Here is a 21,439-nt window from a genome sequence, read left to right as displayed (position 1 = left end):
GCAAAGCTGGTGAGGCTCGTATCATTCATGCCCCCTCGGATCTTGTCAAGGGTGATGGCCTCCGTTGTGTTGTAGGGTGTGCGATGTCACCCAGCAGCGCATCGCCGGAGAGTTAGGGAGTAACCATCGTGGCAAGCCATCTCATCCTCGGCGCGGGACTCGTAGGCGGGACGCTCGCGAGGCAGCTCACCGCCCGTGGAGACCAGGTCACACTCGGCACCCGCAGGGGCACTGCAGTCCCTAGCACGACACCCGTGGAGCTGGACGCCGGTGACCCGGCCGCTGTCACGCAGGCTGCGCGCGGCGCTGACACAATCTTTGTTTGCACCAACCCGCCGTACACCGACTGGGTGGCTGACTGGCCTCCGATCTTCGACGCCGTGATTAGGGCGGCGCGTGACTCCGGGACCGCGCTTGTGCTCATGGGCAACCTCTATGCATACGGATCGCCGGACGGGCCGATGACCGAGCATTCGCAGCTCGCCACGACCGAGAAAAAGGGCCTGGTACGCAAGGCTGGTTGGGAGAAGGTGCTCGCCGCGCACGAACGTGGTGAAATCCGGGCCGTGGAGGTTCGGGCGAGCGACTACTTCGGTCCTGGGGCGGTGGGGATGTCGACGCACCTTGGCGGTGGCTTTTTCGAACCACTCCTGGCCTCCAAAACGGCGCGTGTCGTAGGGGACCCCGCTCTAGAGCACAGTTGGACCTTCCTGCCTGATATAGCCGCGACACTAATCGCGGCCGCAGGCCACACGGGCGAATGGGGTCGTGCCTGGCATGTGCCGAGCGCATCCGTCCCGCGCTCGGAAATCGTGCGGCAGGTGAATGAGCGCTGGGGCGTGCAAGGCCGGGTCGCCTCGATCCCGCAATGGTCACTCAGGGCCATCGGCGCCGTGGTTCCCATCCTGCGCGAGGTCTCCGCCTCCAGCTACCAAATTCAGGACGCCCTTCGTGATCGACTCCACGGAGACGCAGAAGATCCTGGGTGTGACGGCAACACCATGGGACGAAGCGCTGGAGATCACGGTGGACAGCTACCGCAAGCCCCCAACGGGCAGCTGAGTTGAAGCCCTACCCCGTCCGCTCAACCGCAGCAAGAATGGCTTGCCCGAGTTCGGTCGGCTTGGTGAACTGGGGCCAGTGTCCGGTGGGCAGGTCCATGAATTCGACGTCGTTGATGCGCGCGAGCTCGGCCACGAAGGGGTGGCCGGATTCGATCCATTCGCCGAGCAGACTGGAGGGGAACTCGCACGCGATGATCGTGGCCGGGACGTCGTAGCGGCGAACATCGTGCAAGCGCTGTTTATCGGTGGTCACGTTCTTTGGCTCCGGGATGGCGCGAGCGCGGAAGGCTGCCCGCAGCTCCTCATTGAGGTCAACGAGGTCCTCGTTTTCGAAAAGCTCCCATGGCGGCAAGGGCACGGCATCGCCCTCAACCGGCAGCTCGTCGTTGATGACGCCGCCCTCGCCGAGCGGGCCGCTGTCCACGTACACCGCCCGGACCACGCGGTCCGGGCGGGCGTCGACGGCGCCGTGGATGATGGCACCTCCACCGGAGTGGCCGACCAGCACAACGGGATTGCCAACGGCGTCGATAGCGGCCACTACGGCGTCGATGTGATCCCTGAGGCCGATGCCGGACCTCGGGGCGTCAACGGCCTCCAACCCGGGCAGCGTGAGCGGGTGGACCGTGTGCCCCGCAGCAACGAGCGGCGGCGTGACCTCCGACCACGAAGACGCGTCCAACCAGAATCCGGGAACCATGATGATGTCCATGCCGGTACCCTACGACGGGCCACCGACAGAATGAACCCTTCCCCTGGTCCCGCGCGCCAGGCTGCGCCAGGCCGTGCCAGCAGGTCAAACTGCCGCGGTCCGTCCCGATCGCAGGAGCGGCGCGAAGAACGCGGCGAGTTCCGCCGTCGCGGTCAGGGGCAGGACGTTCGCTACGTACTGGTCCGGGCGCACCACCACCACGACGCCGCCGCGGTCGAGGCCGCGCAACTCGAAGATGTCAGCCGAAGGATCGGTGCCGTAGACATTCTCGAGGTACGTGAGCTTGAACGGTCCGACCTGCGGCTTGAATGCGTCCGGCACGGCCCCGATGTCGATGCTCGTGTGCTCCTGCTGGTAGATCACCTTCACGTCGAACCAGGCGTCACGGTCCGCGCCCGACGGCGTTGCGGCCAGCGGTGAGTCCGGCGAGTTCGCGATCCACCCGGCAAAGTCCGCGACCGGCGAGAGCGCGCCAGCCTCGGCCGCGTCCGCGAAGACGTAGATGCGCCACCGTCCGTCGGCCTTTGCCTGGTGGCCGAGTTGCACCGGGTTGGTGTCGCAGACGCGCACCACCGGCGCGGACTTGAAACGCTTGCCGATCGTGAACCCGGTGGCCAGGCCTTGGTGTGTTGGCTCGGCGACGAGCACGGAGGGGGCGTAGTGGGTCATGAAGCCGGCGGGGAACTCTGCGGTGTTCACGTAGAAGTTTTCCAGTTCGGTGGGGTCCTCAAATTCCTCGGGCTTTTTCGCCATGAGCGTGGACCACTCTTTGTCGAAGTCGATGAGGTTCTTGGCAACGACTTGGCGCTCGGCGGAGTACGTCGAGAGCAGGCTTTCCGGGCTACGGCCTTCGAGGACGTGTCCGAGCTTCCAGGCTAGGTTGAAGCCGTCCTGCATGGAGACGTTCATGCCCTGGCCGGCCTTGGCGCTGTGGGTGTGGCAGGCGTCGCCGGTGATGAATACCCGCGGGGTGCGGGTGCCGCGCTCGTCCGGCAGGACGTCGTCGAACCGGTCTGTCAGGCGGTGGCCCACTTCGTAGACGCTATGCCAGGCGACGTTGCGCACGTCGAGGGTGTAGGGGTGGAGGATTTCGTTGGCCTTGGCGATGATTTCCTCGATGGTGGTGCTGCGTACGGAGCGGTTGTCGTTCCGGTCCACCTCGCCGAGGTCGACGTACATGCGGAAGAGGTGGCCGCCTTCGCGGGGGATCAGCAGGATGCTGCCGCCCGTGCCGGACTGGATGGCGCACTTTGTGCGGATGTCGGGGAAGTCTGTGACGGCAAGGACGTCCATCACGCCCCATGCGTGGTTGGCCTGGTCGCCGGCGAGGGTGCAGCCGATGGATTCGCGTACCTTGCTCCGCGCGCCATCCGCCCCCACGACGTACTTGGCCCGGACTGTGCGCTCCTGGCCTTCGTTGGGTCCGGCGGTGTGGAGAAGGGTGACCGTGACAGGGTAATCGCCCTCGCCGGTGACCTCGAGGCCACGGAACTCGTATCCGTAATCGGGAGACATGCGTGTAGGGGAGTTCGCCATGAACTCGGCGAAGTAGTCCAGCACGCGCGCCTGGTTGACGATGAGGTGCGGGAATTCGCTGATATCTCCCGTCGGATCGTCGAGGGCGCGGGCGGTCCGGATGATGCGCGAGGGGTCCGTGGGGTCCGGCTTCCAGAACGCCATCTCGGTGATCCGGTACGCCTCGGCGATGATCCGCTCGGCAAAGCCGAATGCCTGGAAGGTCTCGACACTGCGGGCCTGGATACCGTCGGCCTGGCCGATCGCGAGCCTCCCGTCGCGGCGCTCCACGATCCGGGTTGTGACACCCGGGAACTGGGACAACTGCGCGGCGGCGAGCATGCCGGCAGGCCCGCTGCCGACGATAAGCACGTCGACCTCATCGGGAAGGTCGGTGGGGCGATCGATGCCGACGCCGGCGGCCGGCTGGACTCGCGGGTCACCGGATACATAACCGTGGTGGTGGAACTGCACGGGCTTTCCTCACTTCGTTGTGTGGTTGTCTTAACCGTTCGGAGTGTTCGATATTAGAATTTGATGTTCAATAATCGAACCAATTATCTGACTCAAAACTGTACGGTAGATATGACACGGGTTACAAGAGCTCTTGAAAACTCCCGGAATCGGGGGGTTGACGTCTCGAAGTTCCCCAGACATAGTTATCGTATACGATTTCGTACTCGATGAGGAGACAATCTTGGAAAAGGTCACCGACCACATCCTGGCCGCGGCCCGCAAGGTCATCGCGGTGCATATCAACTACCCCAGCCGTGCCGCCCAGCGCGGCCGCACCCCGGAGCAGCCGTCGTATTTCCTGAAGCCTTCGTCGTCCCTGACGTTCGGCTCGGCAGGAGCCCCTTCAACGGTGGAGCGTCCGGCCGGCTGTGAACTCCTCGGGTACGAAGGCGAGATCGCGCTGATCATCGGTAAGCCTGCCCGCCGAGTCAGCATGGAGAACGCCTGGAACCACGTCCAGTGGGTCACGGCCAGCAACGACCTCGGCGTCTACGACCTCCGCTACGCGGACAAAGGCTCCAACCTCCGGTCCAAGGGCGGCGACGGCTTCACCCCGGTAGGCCCCGCGCTCATCCCGGCAGCCGACGTCGACCCCTCCCAATTGCGCATCCGCACGTGGCACAACGGCGAACTCGTCCAGGACGACACCACTGAGGAACTGCTGTTCCCTTTCGCGCGCCTCGTTGCCGATCTGTCCCAACTGCTCACGCTCGAACCCGGCGACATCATCCTGACCGGCACCCCGGCCGGCGCCTCCGTCGCCCAGCCCGGCGACGTCGTCGAGGTTGAGGTCACCACTGGTGACTTCAGCAGCGGCCGCCTGGCCACCAAAGTGACGGAAGGTACGACGCCGTTCGCTGACTTCGGTGCCCGGCCCAAGACCGATGACACGCAGCGGGAGGAAGCGTACGGTTCCCGTGAAGCCGCCGGTTTGCCGCTGCTGGAAAATCCGGCGCCAGTCCTGGCTCCGGAACTGAAGAAGAAACTCGAAAGCGTCGCGACCGCCACACTGTCCAGCCAGTTGCGCAAGCGCGGGCTGAACAACGTGAGCATCGACGGCCTGCAGGCCACCCGCCCGGACCGTCGCGTCGTCGGGCTCGCCCGGACGCTGCGTTATGTTCCGAACCGCGAGGACCTGTTCAAGACCCACGGCGGTGGTTTCAACGCGCAGAAGCGTGCCATCGACTCCGTCAACGAGGGCGAAATCCTTGTCATGGAGGCCCGGGGCGAAAAGGGCACCGGTACGGTCGGCGACATCCTGGCGCTCCGTGCCCAGATGCGCGGCGCCGCGGCCATCATCACCGACGGCGGTGTCCGCGACTACTCCGCGGTGGCAGGACTGGACATGCCCACCTACTTCGCCAACCCACACCCCGCCGTGCTGGGCCGCCGGCACATCCCCTGGGACACCGACATCACCATCGCCTGCGGCGGAGCCACGGTCCAGCCCGGCGACATCATCGTGGCCGACTCGGACGGCATCCTGGTGATCCCGCCGGCCATCGCCGAGGAACTGGTGGACGAGTGCATCGAGCAGGAGAAGGAAGAGGCCTTCATCTTCGAGATGGTCAAGCAGGGCAACAGCGTGGACGGTTTGTATCCGATGAACGCCCAGTGGCGTGCCCGTTACGAGGAGTGGGAAGGAACCCAAGGTGACTGAAACCGCCGTAAGCAGCACCGCCGTCGGGAGCAAGTCCGAGCAGGCCTATGCCGCCGTCAAGGCGCGCATCGTGGATGGCACCTACTCGCCCGGATACCGGCTGGTGCTGGCCAAGATCGCCGAGGACCTCGGCGTCAGCGTGGTTCCGGTCCGTGAGGCCATCCGCCGCCTGGAGGCAGAGGGGCTCGTGAAGTTCGAGCGCAACGTCGGCGCCACGGTCTCCGGGATCGACCCGACGGAATACCTGTACACGATGCAGACCCTGAGCATCATCGAAGGAGCGGCGACGGCGCTGTCCGCACCCCTGATCGGCGCCGCGGACATCGCCCGGGCCCGCGCGGTGAACGCCGAGATGCGTGACTGCCTGGAGCATTTCGATCCCGTCCGATTCACGGCGCTGAACCAGGATTTCCACAGTGTGCTCTTTGAACATTGCCCCAATCCGCACATCCTGGACCTCGTGCACCGCGGCTGGAACCGGCTCGCCTCGATCAGGGCCTCGACGTTCCGCTTCGTTCCCGGGCGCGCGCATGAATCCGTGGACGAACACGAGGCGTTGCTCCAACTCATCGAAAGCAACGCCGACGCCGGCACCATCGAACAAGCCGCCCGTCGGCACCGCGCCGCCACCCTCGACGCGTACCTCGCGCAAGCCCAACCGCTCGCACAAGCCAACGCGGGGTCACTTCGCGCCCATTAAACGGCCCAACATGGGCCGTAAATGACCCCGCGTTGCACCAGTAAAGGAAGAAACAATGACGTTCACTGCACCAGAAACCACCACCCACTACATCCCGGAGGACCTTCCCGGCCACATCCAGCACTTCATCAACGGCCAGTTCGTTGACTCCGTCAGCGGCAAGACCTTCGACGTCCTGGACCCGGTCTCCAACACCAACTACGCCACCGCCGCGGCAGGGCAGAAGGAAGACATCGACCTCGCCGTCGCCGCCGCCCGCGAAGCGTTCCTGAACGGTCCGTGGCCGAAGATGAAGCCCCGCGAGCGTGCCCGCGTGTTGAACAGGATCGCCGACGCCGTCGAAGCCCAGGAGGAACGCCTCGCCGAGCTCGAGACCTTCGATACCGGCCTGCCGATCACCCAGGCCAAGGGCCAGGCGCTGCGCGCGGCGGAGAACTTCCGCTTCTTCGCGGACCTGATCGTGGCCCAGTTCGACGACGCCATGAAGGTTCCGGGTTCCCAGATCAACTACGTGAACCGCAAGCCGATCGGCGTCGCGGGCCTGATCACGCCGTGGAACACCCCGTTCATGCTCGAGTCCTGGAAGCTCGCCCCGGCCCTGGCCACCGGCAACACCGTGGTCCTCAAGCCGGCCGAGTTCACCCCGCTCTCGGCCTCCCTCTGGGCACAGATCTTCAAGGACGCGGGCCTGCCCGACGGCGTGTTCAACCTCGTCAACGGACTCGGCGAAGAAGCCGGCGACGCCCTTGTGAAGCACCCGGACGTGCCGCTGATCTCCTTCACGGGGGAGACCACCACGGGCCAGACGATCTTCCGCAACGCCGCGGCCAACCTCAAGGGCCTGTCCATGGAGCTTGGCGGCAAGTCCCCGTGCGTCGTGTTCGCCGACGCCGACCTGGACGCTGCGATCGACTCAGCCCTGTTCGGGGTCTTCTCCCTCAACGGCGAACGCTGCACCGCCGGCTCCCGCATCCTCGTCGAACGCGCCATCTACGACGAGTTCTGCGAAAAGTATGCCGCCCGCGCGAAGAACATCGTCGTCGGCGACCCGCACGACCCCAAGACCCAAGTCGGCGCCCTCGTCCACCCCGAGCACTACGCCAAGGTGGCCTCCTACGTGGAGATCGGCAAGTCCGAAGGCCGGCTGCTGGCCGGCGGCGGACGCCCGGAACACCTCCCGGAAGGCAACTACATCGCCCCCACCGTGTTCGCCGACGTCGCGCCCGACGCGCGGATCTTCCAGGAGGAGATCTTCGGCCCCGTCGTCGCGATCACCCCGTTCGAGAACGACGACGAAGCCCTCGCCCTGGCGAACAACACCAAGTACGGCCTGGCGGCCTACATCTGGACCCAGAACCTGACCCGCGCCCATAACTTCGCCCAGAACGTCGAAGCCGGCATGGTGTGGCTCAACAGCCACAACGTCCGGGACCTCCGCACCCCGTTCGGCGGCGTCAAGGCCTCGGGCCTGGGCCACGAAGGCGGCTACCGCTCCATCGACTTCTACACCGACCAGCAGGCCGTGCACATCACCCTCGGCACTGTCCACACCCCCAAGTTCGGCGCCTAAGAGCGCTTCCACCCCTTTCAAAGAAGAGAGAACCCCATGAACAACATCATCCCGAAGCCCACCGTCCCCGCTCCGGACATCGTCCGCTGCGCCTACCTGGAACTCGTGGTCACGGATCTCGCCAAGTCCCGCGAGTTCTATGTGGACCTCCTCGGCCTGCACGTCACCGAGGAAGACGAAAACACCATCTACCTGCGCTCCTTCGAGGAGTTCATCCACCACAACCTGGTCCTGCGCAAGGGACCCGTTGCAGCGGCCGCGGCGTTCGCCTACAGGGTGAAGTCACCGGCCGAGGTGGACGCGGCCGAGGCCTACTACCGCGAGCTCGGCTGCCGGGTGGAGCGCCGCAAGGACGGCTTCACCAAGGGCGTGGGAGACTCGGTCCGCGTGGAGGATCCGCTGGGCTTCCCGTATGAGTTCTTCTACGAGGTGGAGCACGTCGAACGCCTCACCCAGCGCTACGACCTGTACTCCGCCGGTGAGCTGGTGCGCCTGGACCACTTCAACCAGGTCACCCCCGACGTGCCCCGCGGACGCAAGTACCTTGAGGACCTGGGCTTCCGTGTTTCCGAGGACATCAAGGACTCCGACGGCGTCACCTACGCTGCGTGGATGCACCGCAAGCAGACCGTGCATGACACCGCCCTGACCGGCGGCAACGGACCCCGCCTGCACCACATCGCGTTTTCCACACACGAGAAGCACAACATCATCCAGATCTGCGACAAGATGGGCGCCCTGCGCATCAGCGACCGGATCGAACGCGGCCCCGGCCGGCACGGCGTCTCCAACGCCTTCTACCTGTACATCCTGGACCCCGACGGGCACCGCATCGAGATCTACACCCAGGACTACTACACCGGGGACCCGGACAACCCCACCGTCACCTGGGACGTCCACGACAACCAGCGCCGCGACTGGTGGGGCAACCCCGTGGTCCCGTCCTGGTACACCGAGGCCTCCCTCGTCCTGGACCTGGACGGCAACCCCCAGCCCGTCATCATCCGCGAGGAAAAGAGTGAAATGGCCGTGACCGTGGGCGCCGACGGGTTCTCCTACACCCGCCAGCCCGACGGCGACACCGCCGGCTTCAAGGTCGGCTCGCAGCTCTAGGCCCGCAGCCAAAAAGTATGCTGACCGCAGGATGGCCGAACGGAGTGTGGAGATGCTTGACCCGAAGACGATAGAAACCATTGCGGACGAACTACTGGAAGCCGGCCGGAGCCGGACCCCGGTTCCGCGCCTGACTGCCCGGTACCCGGGCATGACGGTGGAGGATTCCTACGCCGTGCAGCAGTTGTGGCGCCGTCGGAACGAGGACGCGGGCCGGAAGTTGGTAGGCCGCAAGATCGGGCTGACGTCCAAGGCAATGCAGGACGCCACCGGCATCACCGAACCGGACTACGGCGCGATTTTCGACGACATGGTCCTCGACACCGGGTGCTCCGTGGCGTGGGACCAGTACACCCACCCAAGGGTGGAGGTGGAGCTGGCGTTCGTGCTCAAATCCGGGCTCAAAGGTCCCGGCTGCACCATCTTCGACGTCCTGAACGCCACCGACTACGTGGTTCCGGCCCTTGAGATCCTCGATTCCAGGATTGAGATGGAGGGCCGGACCATCGTGGACACCATCTCGGACAACGCGGCCATGGGCGCCATGGTGGTGGGCGGACGCCCGGTCCGCCCGGACGCCGTCGACCTCCGCTGGGTGTCGGCGATCCTGTACAAGAACCAGACCGTGGAGGAGACCGGCGTCGCTGCCGGCGTCCTGGACCACCCCGCCAACGGCGTGCACTGGCTGGTTAACAAGATCGCCCCGCACGGTGACGGGCTGAAGGCCGGGGAGATCATCCTCGCAGGCTCCTTCACCCGCCCGCTCTGGGTGTACAAAGGCGATACCATCCACGCCGACTACGGACCCTTGGGAGTTGTCACATGCCGGTTCGAGTAGATCCAGACCCCACGTTCCGCGAGACCCTGGCCGCAGCGGACCGTCCCCTCGCCGGGATGTGGGTATGTTCCGGCAGCCCGCTCATCGCCGAACTGTGCGCCGGGGCCGGGCTGGACTGGCTACTGATCGATGCCGAACACAGCCCCAACGGCCTCGAATCCATCCTTTCCCAGCTGCAGGCAGTGCGCGGCTACCCTGTCCAGGCCGTGGTCCGCCCTCCGGCCAACGACACCGTGCTCCTCAAGCAATACCTGGACCTGGGCGTGCAGGACCTGCTCATCCCCATGGTCAACTCCGCCGCGGAGGCCAAGGCCGCTGTCTCGGCCGTGCGCTACCCGCCGCACGGCGTGCGGGGCGTCGGCTCGGCCCTGGCCCGCGCCTCGCGCTGGAACCGCATCCCGGATTACCTCGCCCGCGCGGCCGAGACCGTCAGCGTCACTGTCCAGATCGAAACCGAGGCCGCCGTCGCCGCCGTGGAGGAGATCCTGGCGGTCGACGGCGTCGACGCCATCTTCGTCGGGCCGTCCGACCTCGCAGCGTCCATGGGCCTTCTGGGACAGCAGGAACACCCGAAGGTGCGGGCCGCCGTCGAACACTGCCTTTCTGCGGCGAAGACGGCACGCAAGCCGGCCGGCGTCAACGCCTTCAGCGAAGGCACGGCGCGCGCGTATATGGACGCCGGGGCGTCGTTCGTGCTGGTCGGCGCGGATGTCGCGCTGTTGGCGCGCGGTACCGAAGCGCTCGCCGACACGTTCATCCCAGCAGCCCCCGACGGCGGAGCGACCTTTGGCGGGACAGGTGACACGCCGTCGAGCTACTGAACTAGGTAGGTAGTCGGTACTCTTCCGGAGGACCGTGGACGGAGCTACATTGGATATCCCCGAGGCCCTTCGGGGGCGGTCGAGGAGGCGGCCGTCCGCAATTTCAATGGAGCATGCCGTGGTCGCGCAACCAGATCTCAATCCTCAACAAGCTGTAGCCACTGTCCAACCGCCGGCTGCAAGGCGTTCAGGCCCCGTGGAGTACGATCTTCGGGCGGTTTACGTCCCGCAGTCCGGGCTCTTCCTGGATGATGAGGGGCGCGAATTCTTCGTAACTGCCGTGGAATTCTGGGAGCACGCGACGGTAGTCAGTCTGTGCTGGAAACGCAGGCCCATGGCAGGGCAGGGAAGTCCGCCCCTGGTTGCCACGGATGAGCACGACCGTGTGCTTGGCGTGAAGCGCATCTGGAACGTTGGTGCGCGATCGATCCAACATTTTGAACCGATTTCAACGTCAGCCCGCGCATTGACGGTGCTCATCGCCAGGAAAACAGGAACACAGGAACTTTTTAGCTGCAGGACGCCTCTGACAAAGAAAGAGGCAACGAAGTAGGCACTCCCAACTAACTCGCAGTTGTTGTCGTTTTGACGCCTCATAACGACAACAATTGTCAGTCAGTTGGGTCAGAGGCGCGGTCTGGACTGTCCCGCGGAAACTAGGCTGGACGCGCAAGCCCCCTTGTTGACCTGCGGATATGGTCGGGCGTGAGGCCGGTCAGCGAGGCAAGTTCAAGGTCATCGCAGGCTTGGGTGCGGAGTGCCATGACAATCAACGCCTCCCGCTGATTAACGATCTGGTCCCGGTGCCTTTCGGCTGCCTTGAGTTGCTCGCTTTTCGACCTCAAGGCGTCCAGATGTGCGCCGCGCGGAACCCCGCTCGGGTGGAGGTCGTCATAAGCCAAGCCAATGGTCCGGACAGCTCGAATGTTTTCCCCGGTCACCGCCGAAATTGTGGCCAGGGTGAGCCCGTCTTCAAGGGCCTGGGCGATCATCTCGTTGCGGGCTGCGGTCAATGTGCGGATGGCGCTCGAAGCATGGGTGAGGAGTTGCCTGTGCGCCGCGAGGGCGTGGGTGAGCTTGGCACGCTCTCCTTTGGCCGCGGTTTGGGGCCGGGCCGGAACCTTGGCCCGGTAGCTGTACCTGCCGGTGGTTGACGGGCCCCGAAGGGACCCGGATTGGGCTGGCATTGGATCCCTTTCGGACGCTTCGCGAACTTCTGATCTATGAAATCTAGGCGGCGTTCGCAGAGCTGCGGAAATACCAATACCGCGTGAACCCATAAGGAAAGTGCATGGAAAGAACCCCATATGGGGTAGAAAAGTCGCAAACCACCCCAAATGCCCCATATGGCTGAGGCGGTCATAAGTGCCCCTTATTGATCCACGCACATTAGGTCTTATCCATGGCGCCCGGCAGTGCCTAGTCTCGAAATTGGGGATTCGCGAATCCGCGGGTCCTGAGTTTTACGATTCTGGAGGAGACAATGTCCGACTACCTGCCGGCGTCGAGGGTCACCCGCATCAAGTCCTCAGCGAGCGTTGCGGCCGCTGCCCGCGTCCGCGAACTACGAGCTGAAGGCATCCCGATCATCGACCTGACCGTCGGCGAGCCGGACTTCGACACCCCTGAACACATCAAGGCAGCCGCTATCGAGGCGATCAACGCCGGGGAGACAAAATACACCTCGGTCACTGGGACCCCGGAACTGCAGACCGCCATCCTCCGCCGGATCGAAAGCCACACCGGAGCGCACTACGAACCGAATCAATTGACCATCGGCGGTGGCGCCAAGCAAGTCCTTTACGTTGCCCTCATGGCATCGCTCAACGAGGGAGACGAGGTCATCGTCCCCGCACCGTACTGGGTGTCCTACCCGGACATGGTCCTCGCCAACGATGGCACGCCCGTGATCGTCGCTTGCGGAGAGGACGCTGGCTTCAAGCTCACGCCGGCCGCGCTCCGCGAAGCCATCACGCCCAAGACCAAGTGGCTCATCCTGAACGCGCCGTCCAACCCGACCGGCGCCGTCTACTCGCGCGAAGAACTGCAGGCGCTGGGTGCCGTCCTTGAGGAATTCCCCCACGTCTACATCCTTACCGACGAAATCTACGACGAAATCCACTTCGGTGACGGCCGGGTGACCAGCCTCGTCGCCGCGGTTCCGTCCCTGCGTGACCGCATCCTGCTGGTCAATGGTGTCTCCAAGGCCTACGCGATGACCGGCTGGCGACTTGGTTACGGTGTGGGTCCGGCACCCTTGATCGCGGCCATGAACAAGCTGCAGTCGCAGACGTCCTCCTGCCCCTCCTCCATTAGCCAGGCCGCCGCGGCAGCTGCGCTGAACGGCGATCAGTCCTTCGTCCGGGACAGCGTGGAGGTGTACCGCAAGCGCCGGGACGTCGCCGTCGAAGGCCTCAACGCCATTGACGGGTTGTCCGTCGCGCCGGCCGATGGGGCCTTCTACGCCTACGTGAACTGCAGCGGCGTCATCGGCAAGACCGCTCCGGACGGGACGGTCATCGAGAACGACCAGGACTTCACGTTGTACCTCCTCAACGCGGCCTCCGTCGCTGTCATCCAGGGCTCGGCCTACGGCCTCGGCCCCTACTTCCGGATTTCCTTCGCGACATCGTTGGAGACCATCAACGCTGGCGTGGAGTCGATCCGCAAGGCAGTCAGCGCCCTCAACTAAGCCCCAAGGGCACCGCAGAAGTCAGCCAAGAGAAAGATTCAGCAAATGATCCACGTTAAGACCAAATTCCAGAGGCCCGACGCCGACGTCGTCAGCCGCCTCGCGGCGTTCTCCTCCGCGACTATCCACGAAGCACAGGGCCGCCGCGGCGCCCTGAGTTCGAAGATCAAGCCAATCGACCGTTCGATGTCCTTTTGTGGTCCGGCCGTGACCGTGGCGTGTGCCCCGCAGGACAACCTCATGCTGCAGGTCGCGATCCACTACGCCCAGGCCGGTGACGTCGTTTTGGTGGGGGCGCAGGAATTCTCCGATGCAGGGACGTTCGGCGACGTCCTGGGCAACGCCATGAAGGCCAAAGGCATTGCGGCTATGGTGACGGATTCCGGTGTGCGCGACACCCAGGACCTCATCGAGCTGGGCCTGCCTGTTTTCTCGGGCAGCGTCTGTATCAAGGGCACGGTCAAGGAAACTCTTGGGCCGATCAACCACCCGCTCGTTTTCGGCGATGAGATCATCTACCCCGGAGACATCCTCCGCGGTGACGCTGACGGCGTCGTTGTCGTCCGCCGTGAGGAAGCCGAGGAGGTCATCGCGCTCTCCCAGGCCCGCGACGACCACGAGCGCGAACTCATCAAGCAGTACCACGCCGGCGGCAACACCATCGAGTTGTGCGGACTGACGGAAAAGCTGAAGGCCAAGGGGCTCCTGGTCGAAGACTGATTGCCTCGAAGGGGCCGGTCACCGAATGCGGTGGCCGGCCTTTTGCGCGCCCGGAGAGTCTGCGCACCGGAGAGCTTTTGCGCGCGCGTTTCCGGGCACGAATAAGGCGCCTTGCCGGGGGCAAGGCGCCTTCGTGGTGCGGCGGGTGGCCGGTTGAATCAGTCCAGCCCGGGGTGTCCTGGCCGGGCGTCGACCAGATACCATTCGATGCTGTGTCCAGCGTGCGCCGGCATGAGGCTTCCTTCGAAGACGAAGAGAGGTTCGCCCACGCCGCCCAAGGGACGCCAGAAACCGTTCCTTGGGCAGTGGAATCCGGTCCGTGCGCTGATCGTTCCGATGGTTGGATTCGAAGCCCACCTGGTCTGGCTGATCTTTTTCACCGCTGGTTCCTTTAGTCTGGTTCACGGGATCCGTGAGCCGCTTTCGAATTACTTGATAATTCGATAATAGGAAATTAAAACTTCCGTGAATAAGACCAAAGATATCTGTCCGGATAAGGCAATGTTATGGATGGATCAGGCTTCGGATGGATCGGCCGCGTACTTGCTGATCAACTGTTGCTGCAGCATCTCCTTGACCAGGATGAGCACGGCCGAGGCGGCCTCGGACAGTGGCTCATGGTCAGGGGTGCACAGGGCAATCTTGCTCTGCAGGGCGGGTTCGACGATCCGCAATACCTTGAAGTTCTCATCGGGGAAGAGCGCATCAGCGGCTGACTTCGGAAGGACCGTCGCCCCGAGGTTTGCACGGATGAGCCGAACAAGCGACGGAACCGATTCCACTTCTCCTACGAGCCGCAGGGGCAACCCCTGCTCGGCCAGCCCCTTCTCGATGATCTGGCGCAGGGTGTGGTTCTTTTCGGGGAGGAATAGTCCAAGGGTGCTGGCTTCTTCTAGGGTGACCGTTGTTCGGCCTTGGGCCACATCGACGTCTTCATGGGTCACGAGGTGCAGGTCTTCGACGATCATGGTGGTGAACTGCACTCCACGGATCTTCCCCGGCTCGTAGATCAGGGCCATGTCCAGGCGGCCATTCTTGATTGCCTCGCTCAGCACTCCGCCGAAGATCTCCGTCAGGTGCACCACAATGTCAGGGTACCGCCGGCCAACCTCGCGGATGATTTGCGGCGTCAGGCTCGAGGCCATGCTGTAAGGTGCGATCGCGATGGAAACCCTGCCCGACGGTGCCGCGCCGGACGTCGCCACATCCTGCCGTGCTTGTTCCACGAGGCGCAGGATGGTCTGGGCATGGCGATACAGGGTGTGCCCTGCGGCAGTTGGCTCGACTCCTTGCTTGCTGCGGATCAGCAGGCGTTGCTTCAGGTCGCTTTCCAGCGCTGATACCTGCTGGCTAAGGGCAGGCTGGGCGACGTGGAGCGCCGCGGCGGCCTTGGTGATGCTCCCCGAATCGACGATCTTTACAAAATATGAGAGCTTCCGCGTGTCCATGGGTCTGCCTTCCTCCAAGCCCCCATTGGGGCCTGGATGCCATAAGGAAATTCTATGTAGGGACACACAATCCGTCTTTGTGTGACCTGTCTCTCAGCGACTAATTTGAGATCCACATCCCCATGGTGGCGTTTCCCAACCATTACTGGCACTTCGTTGACTCCCCATCAACCAATTGTCCCGATACCCAAATATAGACGCATTTGGTGGCTCGCCGTCGTCGACCTCCAGTAAAGAGGTCGACGACGGCGGTCCGGCGCCATGCGGTCCCCGCCAGGGCAGCACATGTGCCGTAGGTCATAACCGGGAGCTATCCCGTGATAGCGAATAGGTCTTTGTGCGGGAAGTTCGTCGGTGCGAGACTTCTATCACCAAAGAATTATCGACAGTGCATCTGATTGAAGAAGTTTAGCTAAACACTTTCAATCGAACAGGCAACTGAATTCTTCCGATATTCCAGCCGTTCGTGTGGAATTACGGGACCCCAATGCAGAACCACGGAAAGAGAACCACGTGAACCCGATAATTGATCTTGTAGCGGATCTTGGAGAGGGATTCGGTGCCTACACCATGGGCAGCGACACCGATCTTCTGGAGATCGTTTCAAGCGCCAATATCGCTTGCGGGTTCCACGCGGGCGATCCCGACATCATGGATGCCACAGTCGCCGAGTGTGTTCGCCGCGGGGTCGGCATCGGAGCGCACCCGAGCTTCCCGGACCTGCGTGGTTTCGGCCGCCGGGACATGGGCCTCAGTGCTGACGAGGTGCGTTCCGATGTGTTGTACCAACTCGGCGCCCTGAACGGCTTCGCGGCTTTCCATGGAACCAAGGTCAACCACATTGCGCCGCACGGCCGGCTGGGAAATCTCGTAGCCGTTCGCGCTGACTACGCCGCCGCCGTGGCTGAGGCCGCCGCCCGCGTGGACAACGATCTCATCGTGGTCGCCCAGGAGGGCGAGCTGGCCAAAGCGGCGCGGTCCGCCGGCCTGGACGTGGCCATTGTGGGCATTGTGGACCGCGCGTACCAGGAAGACGGGACACTCGTCCCGCGCAGCCAGCCCGGCGCCGTCCTTCACGATCCCTCGGCCATAGTCGAACGAACCGTCCGCATGGTGTGTGAGGGCAAGATCCGCTGTTCCAACGGCACTGACATCGACATCTCCACGGACACCGTCCTGCTTCATGGGGACAACCCGGGTGCGGTGGAACTTGCCCGGCTCATCCGTTCGGAACTCATTTTGGCCGGCGTCCGTATCGCCCCATTGGTAGAGGTCATGGATGCCAAGAGGAAGGCGGCCTGACATGTCCGTTCTCACTGCGGCTCCCACCGAGATTTACGAATCCGGAGACTCCGCACTGCGCGTTGTCGCCCTTGCTGAAGCAAGCGAGGATAACTGGCTCACGGTCCACCGTCTTGCGGACTGGCTGGAGAGCTGTGGTGCCGAGGGCCTTTACGGCGCGGTACCCACCTACGATTCCGTGCTGGTGGAATTCGACCCCGTCGTGGTGTCGGCACGCCAGGTGCGCGCGTTCGTCAAGCTGGGACTCCTCGAAATGGGCCGTTCCGCCGGCGCCGCAACGGCACCCCGTGAGTTTGACGTCCCGGTGGTGTACGGGGGCGACTACGGTCCCGACTTGGAGCGGGTTGCCGAATACCAAGGCATCGACGCCGAGGAAGTCATCCGCCTCCACACCGAAAAGACGTACACTGTCCGCTGCCTGGGCGCTCCTGCCGGCTCGCCCATGATGGACGGCCCCGCTTTCCCCAAGCCCGTGCCGCGCCTCAAGGATCCGCGACTCAGCGTCCCGGCAGGGGCGGTGGCAGTGGCAGGACGCCAAGCCGTCATCGCCCCCGCGTCCGCGCCGGGTGGTTGGTGCGTTATCGGCCAGACCCCTTTGACCGTCCTGAACATTCGCCGTGAACCACTGGTCCCCTACAAGCCCGGAGATATTCTTCGGTTCCGTCGTGTCGAGGCCGGAGATTTCCACTCGTACCTCGGCAAGGAATTGGAACCACGGCCATGAGCGGGCATATTCTCATCCAGCAACCCGGTAACGCCGTGGTCACAGACCTTGGCCGGTTCCGCGGACCTCGCTTTGGACTGCCGGTCAACGGCGCCTTGGACCAGTATTCGGCCCGGGCCGCCAACATCCTGGCCGGCAACCTGGACAACGATCCCCTGGTGGAGATCACGGCCCTCGACTTCAGGATGAAGGCGCACTCCGACATCCTGATCGCAGTCACGGGGGCTCCGCTGACGCTCACCGTCGGCGGGCGTCTGTGCAGCCAATGGGAACCGGTTTCGGTCCGAGCGGGCGAGACGGTGGCCATCCGGGGAATCAACCGGGGCCTCCGTGCCTACCTGGCCGTCCACGGCTCCGTGGAGGCGCCGACGCTGCTGGGTAGTTGTGCTCCGGACACCGTTGTGGGCTTCGGCCTGCAGCTCAAGGAAGGAACCACGCTCCTGACCCGCCGCAGCGTGGGCCCGGTTCGCCAACCGTACTTCGACCTTCCGCTCTTCCGGCTTGGTCTTGAACGGCCGAACATGGGGCAGGAGCTGATGGTCGATGTGACCGATGGTCCGGACGTCGCCGAGTTTGGCGATTCCGCCGAGCTGCTCTTCACGTCGGAGTACGCCGTGAGTGGCCGGAGCAATCACATCGGCCTGAGGCTCGGTGGCGAACTTCCGGAAAGAACCTCAAGTGGTGAAGTGCTTTCACGCGGGGTGCCGGTGGGAGCCGTCGAGGTTCCCTCCCGGGAAGAGTTGCTGGTACTGCATCGGGGACGCGGCGTCACTGCCGGATATCCGGTCCTCGCTGTGGTCACCAGTAATGGCCTGGACGTCCTTGCTCAAGCCCGCCCGGGCGACAAGGTCCACTTCAGGAAAACAACAGTGGCGGAGGCAACTTCCGCCCACCGGCGCTCGCGGGCGCAGCTTGAAACCCTCCGCGAATCAGTCAACACAGTCTTCGGACTACTTGGCATTGGATGCCGACCCCAGTGGCAGGACCTCCCGGTTGCCGCATGCAGCTAAAAACCCGTCGTCAAAACCAATAGGCGTTGCTACGCTCAACATCAAGAAGGAAATGTCATGACCGCAAACACCAACGCTGCACAAGTGCAGCATGAACGGCTCACGGGCCGTCAAACGCGCAAGGTTGTCACCGCAGGCTGCGTTGGCATCTTCGTGGAACTCTATGACAACGGCATCTTCGCCTTCATGGCTGGAACACTTGCCCTGGTGTTCCTCGCCCCGGGCAACCCGGACAACGCCCTGTTGTTCGTGTTCGCCGGCTACGCCGTGTCGTTCTTCGTCCGGCCCCTTGGCGCCGTTGTTTGTGGCTACTTGGGCGACCGGATCGGCAGGCAAAAGCTACTGGTCTTCGTCATTCTGCTGATCAGCGTGGCCACCGCCGGTATCGGTATCCTGCCCACGTACGCGGCTATCGGCATCGCGGCGCCCATCCTGCTCGTCCTTTTGCGGCTCCTGCAGGGCTTTTCGGTTGGCGGCGAAGCCGCCGGCGCTATGACCTTCCTCGCTGAACACGCTCCCGAGGGCAAGCGCGGCATCATCACCTCCTACGCACAGATCGCTTCGTTCGCAGCACTGCTCACCGGTACCCTTGTGGCGTTCTCCATGTCTCCGTGGCTCACCGCGGCTGCCATCGACGGCGGTGGCTTCGGCTCCTTCGCATGGCGCATTCCGTTCCTGGTCGCCATTCCCATGGGCGTCATCGGTTGGTACATCCGCAAGGCCATCGCGGACACCCCCAACTTCACAAAGCTCAAGGAAGAGGGCGGCCTCTCCAAGAACCCGCTCAAGGAAGCCTTCCAGTCCGCTGAGCACCGCCGGGCCATGGTTCTGGCCCTCTTCATCCCGCTCATGAACGGCTCCGGCTACTACGTCCTGTTCTCTTACATGCCTACGTTCCTCAAGGGCAAGCAGCTCAACTTCACCATCGGCGAGGCACTGTTCATCACCGCCTGCAGCCTGGTTGTCATCTGCATCGCCATTCCTTTCATGGGTGCCCTCTCCGACCGCATCGGCCGCAAGAAGGTCATCGCCGGCTCCGCAATCGCCATGACCATCCTGGGCATCCCGTCCTACGCCCTCATCGCAACGGGAAACATGGGCCTGGCTATCCTTGGCGCCTCGATCATGGCCATCGTCTTCGCCGGCCACACGGCCGTTATCCACATCCTGATCGTTGAGCTGTTCCCCACCCGGGTTCGGTACTCCGCTTACGGACTCGGCTACAACATCTCTTCCGCGCTCTTCGGCGGAACTGCTCCGTTGCTGATGACCTGGCTTATCAGCAGCACCGGCAACATCTACATGCCGGCCTTCTACGCAGTCATCACGGCCCTCGGCACGCTGGCAGCCGTGAGCACGGTCAAGGACCGGGCACACGAACCCCTGCGCGACGCTTAGGCGCCGCTGACCTCCGGGCACAGCTCGTGCCTTCCATTTCCACTCTTTTGGAGAACCGATGTCTTTTTCCGACTACAACACCGCCCTCGTCACCGGAGCGTCAACCGGTATGGGTGCCGCGATCACCGAGCGGCTGGCCAAGAGGGGCCTGACCGTTCACGCCGTGGCCCGCAATGAGGAACGCCTCAGCGAACTGGCCGATCGTACGGGTGCTATCCCGCACGTAGTTGACTTGACCGACACAGCGGCCCTGACCGCCGTCGTGAGTGACCTGAAGGTCGACGTCCTGGTCAACTGCGCCGGGGTTTCCCGGCCCGGCAACCTCCTGGACTCTTCCGAGCAGGACATCGACGAGCTCATTGATGTCAACCTTCGCGGCCTGCTTCAGCTCACGCGGCTGGTCCTGCCGGGCATGGTGGAGCGCGACCTTGGCCACATCATCAACATCAGCTCGATTGCCGGCGTCTACAACTTCTACGGCCACACGGTCTACCACGCCACCAAGGCGGCGGTGCACCAAATCTCCCGGCAGCTCAGGAACGACACGGTCGGCAAACGCATCCGCGTGACCGAGATCTGCCCCGGCCGGGTGGAAACCGAGATCTTCGGCCGGAACATGGGCGGCACGCCTGAGGCCATGGAAGAAGCGTGGAAGACGTACTACGAAGGCTACGAGTCGCTGACCACTGACGACATCGTCAACGCCCTCGATTACGCCATCGAAACCCCGCGCCACGTCAATGTGGGCATGCTTGAACTCATGCCAACCTTCCAGGTTCCCGGCGGTCTCACCTTCGACCGGCGCTAACCCTCGCCTCGCCTGAGGCGCCGCGCCCCGCCCTGGGCGCCCCAAAGGTTCCGATGACACCACTCCCGTCACCGGAAATACAAGCTGGCGGCCGCGAATTTCGCGGCCGCCAGCACCCGTTTCCGGCGGAGAAGCTTTTGGACTGGGCCGCCACTTCAGGGGGCCCGACGCTTTAGGAGGGCCCGACGTCGGGCGCTTAGTCCTCGTGGAGCGCTTGCGTCAGGTGGTGCGTGGGGATGCGGTCGCGGTCGTAGGTGATTTCCGTGTAGCCGTGCGGTTCCGGCCGCCCGTCGTGCCCGAGGTTGACGAAGACGATTTCCTCGATGGTTAGGATGCTCTCGCGAGTGATCATGTTGCGCACCTCCGCGCGCATGGTCAGCGAAGTCCGGCCGAAGCGGACTGCCGTCAGGCCCATCTCCACCAGATCGCCTTGGACGGCTGAGCTGACAAAGTTGATTTCGGAGATGTACTTGGTGACCGCGCGGCCGTTTCCAAGCTGGAGGATCGCGTAGATTGCCGCTTCCTCGTCAATCCATTTCAGCAAGCTTCCACCGAACAGCGTGCCGTTGGCATTGAGGTCCTCCGGACGTACCCACTTGCGGGTCCGGAACGTGATGTCAGCCTTTTCCATAATGCGAGATTAGCCGAGGCCGGACGCCTGCGTCTTATACGGCGTGCCATGCTTTGCGCGACTCCGTAACATGGATAGGGTGCACCCGGTTCAGGGCACAAAACGACACGCCGATTCGCGCACCACGCGGCACACCGGGAACGCTCTGGAGGAACACCATGAAGATCGACAAGACCCACCGTAGTGCTGGGCTGAGC

At 63.9% G+C, this 21,439-nt stretch carries 20 protein-coding genes; 14 read left to right on the top strand and 6 right to left on the bottom strand.

What is annotated here, in order from left to right; all coding sequences use genetic code 11:
- Positions 1-128: 128 nt before the first annotated feature.
- A complete protein-coding gene (locus ACX5I4_RS20745) occupies positions 129-1,067 on the top strand; it encodes an NAD-dependent epimerase/dehydratase family protein (protein ID WP_461838339.1) in 939 nt (312 codons plus the stop codon).
- A 4-nt stretch (positions 1,068-1,071) separates the two neighbouring features.
- On the opposite strand, the gene ACX5I4_RS20740 is transcribed toward ACX5I4_RS20745, so the two are convergent.
- A complete protein-coding gene (locus ACX5I4_RS20740; protein WP_461838338.1) occupies positions 1,072-1,776 on the bottom strand; it encodes an alpha/beta fold hydrolase in 705 nt (234 codons plus the stop codon).
- A gap of 84 nt (positions 1,777-1,860) precedes the next feature.
- On the bottom strand, positions 1,861-3,765 hold the full coding sequence (locus ACX5I4_RS20735; protein ID WP_461838337.1) for an FAD-binding monooxygenase: 1,905 nt from the start codon (positions 3,763-3,765) through the stop codon (positions 1,861-1,863).
- Between the two features lie 223 nt (positions 3,766-3,988).
- On the opposite strand from ACX5I4_RS20735, the gene ACX5I4_RS20730 reads away from it, so the two are divergent.
- Genes ACX5I4_RS20730 through ACX5I4_RS20705 form a run of 6 tightly spaced genes read left to right on the top strand, consistent with a single transcriptional unit; the run spans position 3,989 to position 10,509 of the window.
- Positions 3,989-5,467, top strand: coding sequence for a fumarylacetoacetate hydrolase family protein (locus ACX5I4_RS20730; protein WP_461838336.1), 1,479 nt, complete (start codon positions 3,989-3,991; stop codon positions 5,465-5,467).
- Positions 5,460-6,167 (top strand): GntR family transcriptional regulator, encoded by a 708-nt coding sequence (locus tag ACX5I4_RS20725; RefSeq protein WP_461838335.1) that lies wholly within the window; start codon positions 5,460-5,462, stop codon positions 6,165-6,167. Before ACX5I4_RS20730 ends, ACX5I4_RS20725 begins: the two co-directional genes overlap by 8 nt.
- 55 nt (positions 6,168-6,222) lie before the next feature.
- Positions 6,223-7,737, top strand: coding sequence for a 5-carboxymethyl-2-hydroxymuconate semialdehyde dehydrogenase (gene hpaE, locus ACX5I4_RS20720; RefSeq protein ID WP_461838334.1), 1,515 nt, complete (start codon positions 6,223-6,225; stop codon positions 7,735-7,737).
- 36 nt (positions 7,738-7,773) lie between these two features.
- A complete protein-coding gene (hpaD, locus tag ACX5I4_RS20715) occupies positions 7,774-8,850 on the top strand; it encodes a 3,4-dihydroxyphenylacetate 2,3-dioxygenase (protein WP_461838333.1) in 1,077 nt (358 codons plus the stop codon).
- 52 nt (positions 8,851-8,902) lie between these two features.
- Positions 8,903-9,688 (top strand): 2-oxo-hept-4-ene-1,7-dioate hydratase, encoded by a 786-nt coding sequence (gene hpaH, locus ACX5I4_RS20710; RefSeq protein ID WP_461838332.1) that lies wholly within the window; start codon positions 8,903-8,905, stop codon positions 9,686-9,688.
- On the top strand, positions 9,673-10,509 hold the full coding sequence (locus ACX5I4_RS20705) for an HpcH/HpaI aldolase family protein (protein ID WP_461838331.1): 837 nt from the start codon (positions 9,673-9,675) through the stop codon (positions 10,507-10,509). The genes hpaH and ACX5I4_RS20705 overlap by 16 nt, the downstream gene beginning before the upstream one ends.
- 656 nt (positions 10,510-11,165) lie before the next feature.
- On the opposite strand, the gene ACX5I4_RS20700 is transcribed toward ACX5I4_RS20705, so the two are convergent.
- Entirely contained in the window at positions 11,166-11,696 is a 531-nt protein-coding gene (locus tag ACX5I4_RS20700; RefSeq protein ID WP_461838330.1) for a hypothetical protein, read from the bottom strand.
- 296 nt (positions 11,697-11,992) lie between these two features.
- Between ACX5I4_RS20700 and ACX5I4_RS20695 the strand changes: the two genes are divergently transcribed.
- A complete protein-coding gene (locus ACX5I4_RS20695) occupies positions 11,993-13,201 on the top strand; it encodes an aspartate transaminase (RefSeq protein WP_461838329.1) in 1,209 nt (402 codons plus the stop codon).
- 45 nt (positions 13,202-13,246) lie between these two features.
- Entirely contained in the window at positions 13,247-13,921 is a 675-nt protein-coding gene (locus ACX5I4_RS20690) for a 4-carboxy-4-hydroxy-2-oxoadipate aldolase/oxaloacetate decarboxylase (protein ID WP_461838328.1), read from the top strand.
- Between the two features lie 158 nt (positions 13,922-14,079).
- On the opposite strand, the gene ACX5I4_RS20685 is transcribed toward ACX5I4_RS20690, so the two are convergent.
- Together ACX5I4_RS20685 and ACX5I4_RS20680 are read right to left on the bottom strand one after the other, a co-directional pair.
- Positions 14,080-14,301: a hypothetical protein gene (locus tag ACX5I4_RS20685; protein ID WP_461838327.1), complete on the bottom strand. Its 222-nt coding sequence runs from the start codon at positions 14,299-14,301 to the stop codon at positions 14,080-14,082.
- Between the two features lie 135 nt (positions 14,302-14,436).
- Positions 14,437-15,369: a LysR substrate-binding domain-containing protein gene (locus tag ACX5I4_RS20680; RefSeq protein ID WP_461838326.1), complete on the bottom strand. Its 933-nt coding sequence runs from the start codon at positions 15,367-15,369 to the stop codon at positions 14,437-14,439.
- Between the two features lie 513 nt (positions 15,370-15,882).
- On the opposite strand from ACX5I4_RS20680, the gene ACX5I4_RS20675 reads away from it, so the two are divergent.
- From ACX5I4_RS20675 to ACX5I4_RS20655, 5 genes are read left to right on the top strand one after another with little or no spacing between them, the layout of a single operon-like run.
- The gene (locus ACX5I4_RS20675; RefSeq protein ID WP_461838325.1) at positions 15,883-16,671 is read left to right on the top strand and encodes a LamB/YcsF family protein; all 789 of its coding nucleotides are present in this window, start codon (positions 15,883-15,885) and stop codon (positions 16,669-16,671) included.
- Position 16,672: 1 nt separating this feature from the next.
- Entirely contained in the window at positions 16,673-17,395 is a 723-nt protein-coding gene (locus ACX5I4_RS20670; protein ID WP_461838324.1) for a 5-oxoprolinase subunit B family protein, read from the top strand.
- Complete coding sequence (locus tag ACX5I4_RS20665; RefSeq protein ID WP_461838323.1) at positions 17,392-18,405, top strand: 5-oxoprolinase subunit C family protein; 1,014 nt, start codon at positions 17,392-17,394, stop codon at positions 18,403-18,405. Before ACX5I4_RS20670 ends, ACX5I4_RS20665 begins: the two co-directional genes overlap by 4 nt.
- A 57-nt stretch (positions 18,406-18,462) precedes the next feature.
- Positions 18,463-19,803, top strand: a complete 1,341-nt coding sequence (locus tag ACX5I4_RS20660) for an MFS transporter (protein WP_461838322.1) — start codon at positions 18,463-18,465, stop codon at positions 19,801-19,803.
- A 58-nt stretch (positions 19,804-19,861) separates the two neighbouring features.
- Complete coding sequence (locus ACX5I4_RS20655; RefSeq protein WP_268020000.1) at positions 19,862-20,611, top strand: SDR family oxidoreductase; 750 nt, start codon at positions 19,862-19,864, stop codon at positions 20,609-20,611.
- Between the two features lie 196 nt (positions 20,612-20,807).
- Here ACX5I4_RS20655 and ACX5I4_RS20650 read toward each other — a convergent pair whose 3' ends face one another.
- A complete protein-coding gene (locus ACX5I4_RS20650; RefSeq protein WP_184740220.1) occupies positions 20,808-21,242 on the bottom strand; it encodes an acyl-CoA thioesterase in 435 nt (144 codons plus the stop codon).
- Positions 21,243-21,439 lie beyond the last annotated feature (197 nt).

This window comes from Arthrobacter sp. MMS24-S77 (genome assembly GCF_054888235.1).
Note: the sequence above shows the minus strand (reverse complement) of the source record. Positions and strands in the feature narration are given on the sequence as shown.

Coding starts and splice junctions, on each gene's coding strand:
- ACX5I4_RS20740 (WP_461838338.1), bottom strand. CDS start 1,776: ATGGACATCATCATGGTTCCCGGATTCTGGTTGGACGCGTCTTCGTGG.
- hpaE (WP_461838334.1), top strand. CDS start 6,223: ATGACGTTCACTGCACCAGAAACCACCACCCACTACATCCCGGAGGAC.
- hpaD (WP_461838333.1), top strand. CDS start 7,774: ATGAACAACATCATCCCGAAGCCCACCGTCCCCGCTCCGGACATCGTC.
- hpaH (WP_461838332.1), top strand. CDS start 8,903: ATGCTTGACCCGAAGACGATAGAAACCATTGCGGACGAACTACTGGAA.
- ACX5I4_RS20705 (WP_461838331.1), top strand. CDS start 9,673: ATGCCGGTTCGAGTAGATCCAGACCCCACGTTCCGCGAGACCCTGGCC.
- ACX5I4_RS20700 (WP_461838330.1), bottom strand. CDS start 11,696: ATGCCAGCCCAATCCGGGTCCCTTCGGGGCCCGTCAACCACCGGCAGG.
- ACX5I4_RS20695 (WP_461838329.1), top strand. CDS start 11,993: ATGTCCGACTACCTGCCGGCGTCGAGGGTCACCCGCATCAAGTCCTCA.
- ACX5I4_RS20690 (WP_461838328.1), top strand. CDS start 13,247: ATGATCCACGTTAAGACCAAATTCCAGAGGCCCGACGCCGACGTCGTC.
- ACX5I4_RS20680 (WP_461838326.1), bottom strand. CDS start 15,369: ATGGACACGCGGAAGCTCTCATATTTTGTAAAGATCGTCGATTCGGGG.
- ACX5I4_RS20670 (WP_461838324.1), top strand. CDS start 16,673: ATGTCCGTTCTCACTGCGGCTCCCACCGAGATTTACGAATCCGGAGAC.
- ACX5I4_RS20665 (WP_461838323.1), top strand. CDS start 17,392: ATGAGCGGGCATATTCTCATCCAGCAACCCGGTAACGCCGTGGTCACA.
- ACX5I4_RS20660 (WP_461838322.1), top strand. CDS start 18,463: ATGACCGCAAACACCAACGCTGCACAAGTGCAGCATGAACGGCTCACG.
- ACX5I4_RS20655 (WP_268020000.1), top strand. CDS start 19,862: ATGTCTTTTTCCGACTACAACACCGCCCTCGTCACCGGAGCGTCAACC.
- ACX5I4_RS20650 (WP_184740220.1), bottom strand. CDS start 21,242: ATGGAAAAGGCTGACATCACGTTCCGGACCCGCAAGTGGGTACGTCCG.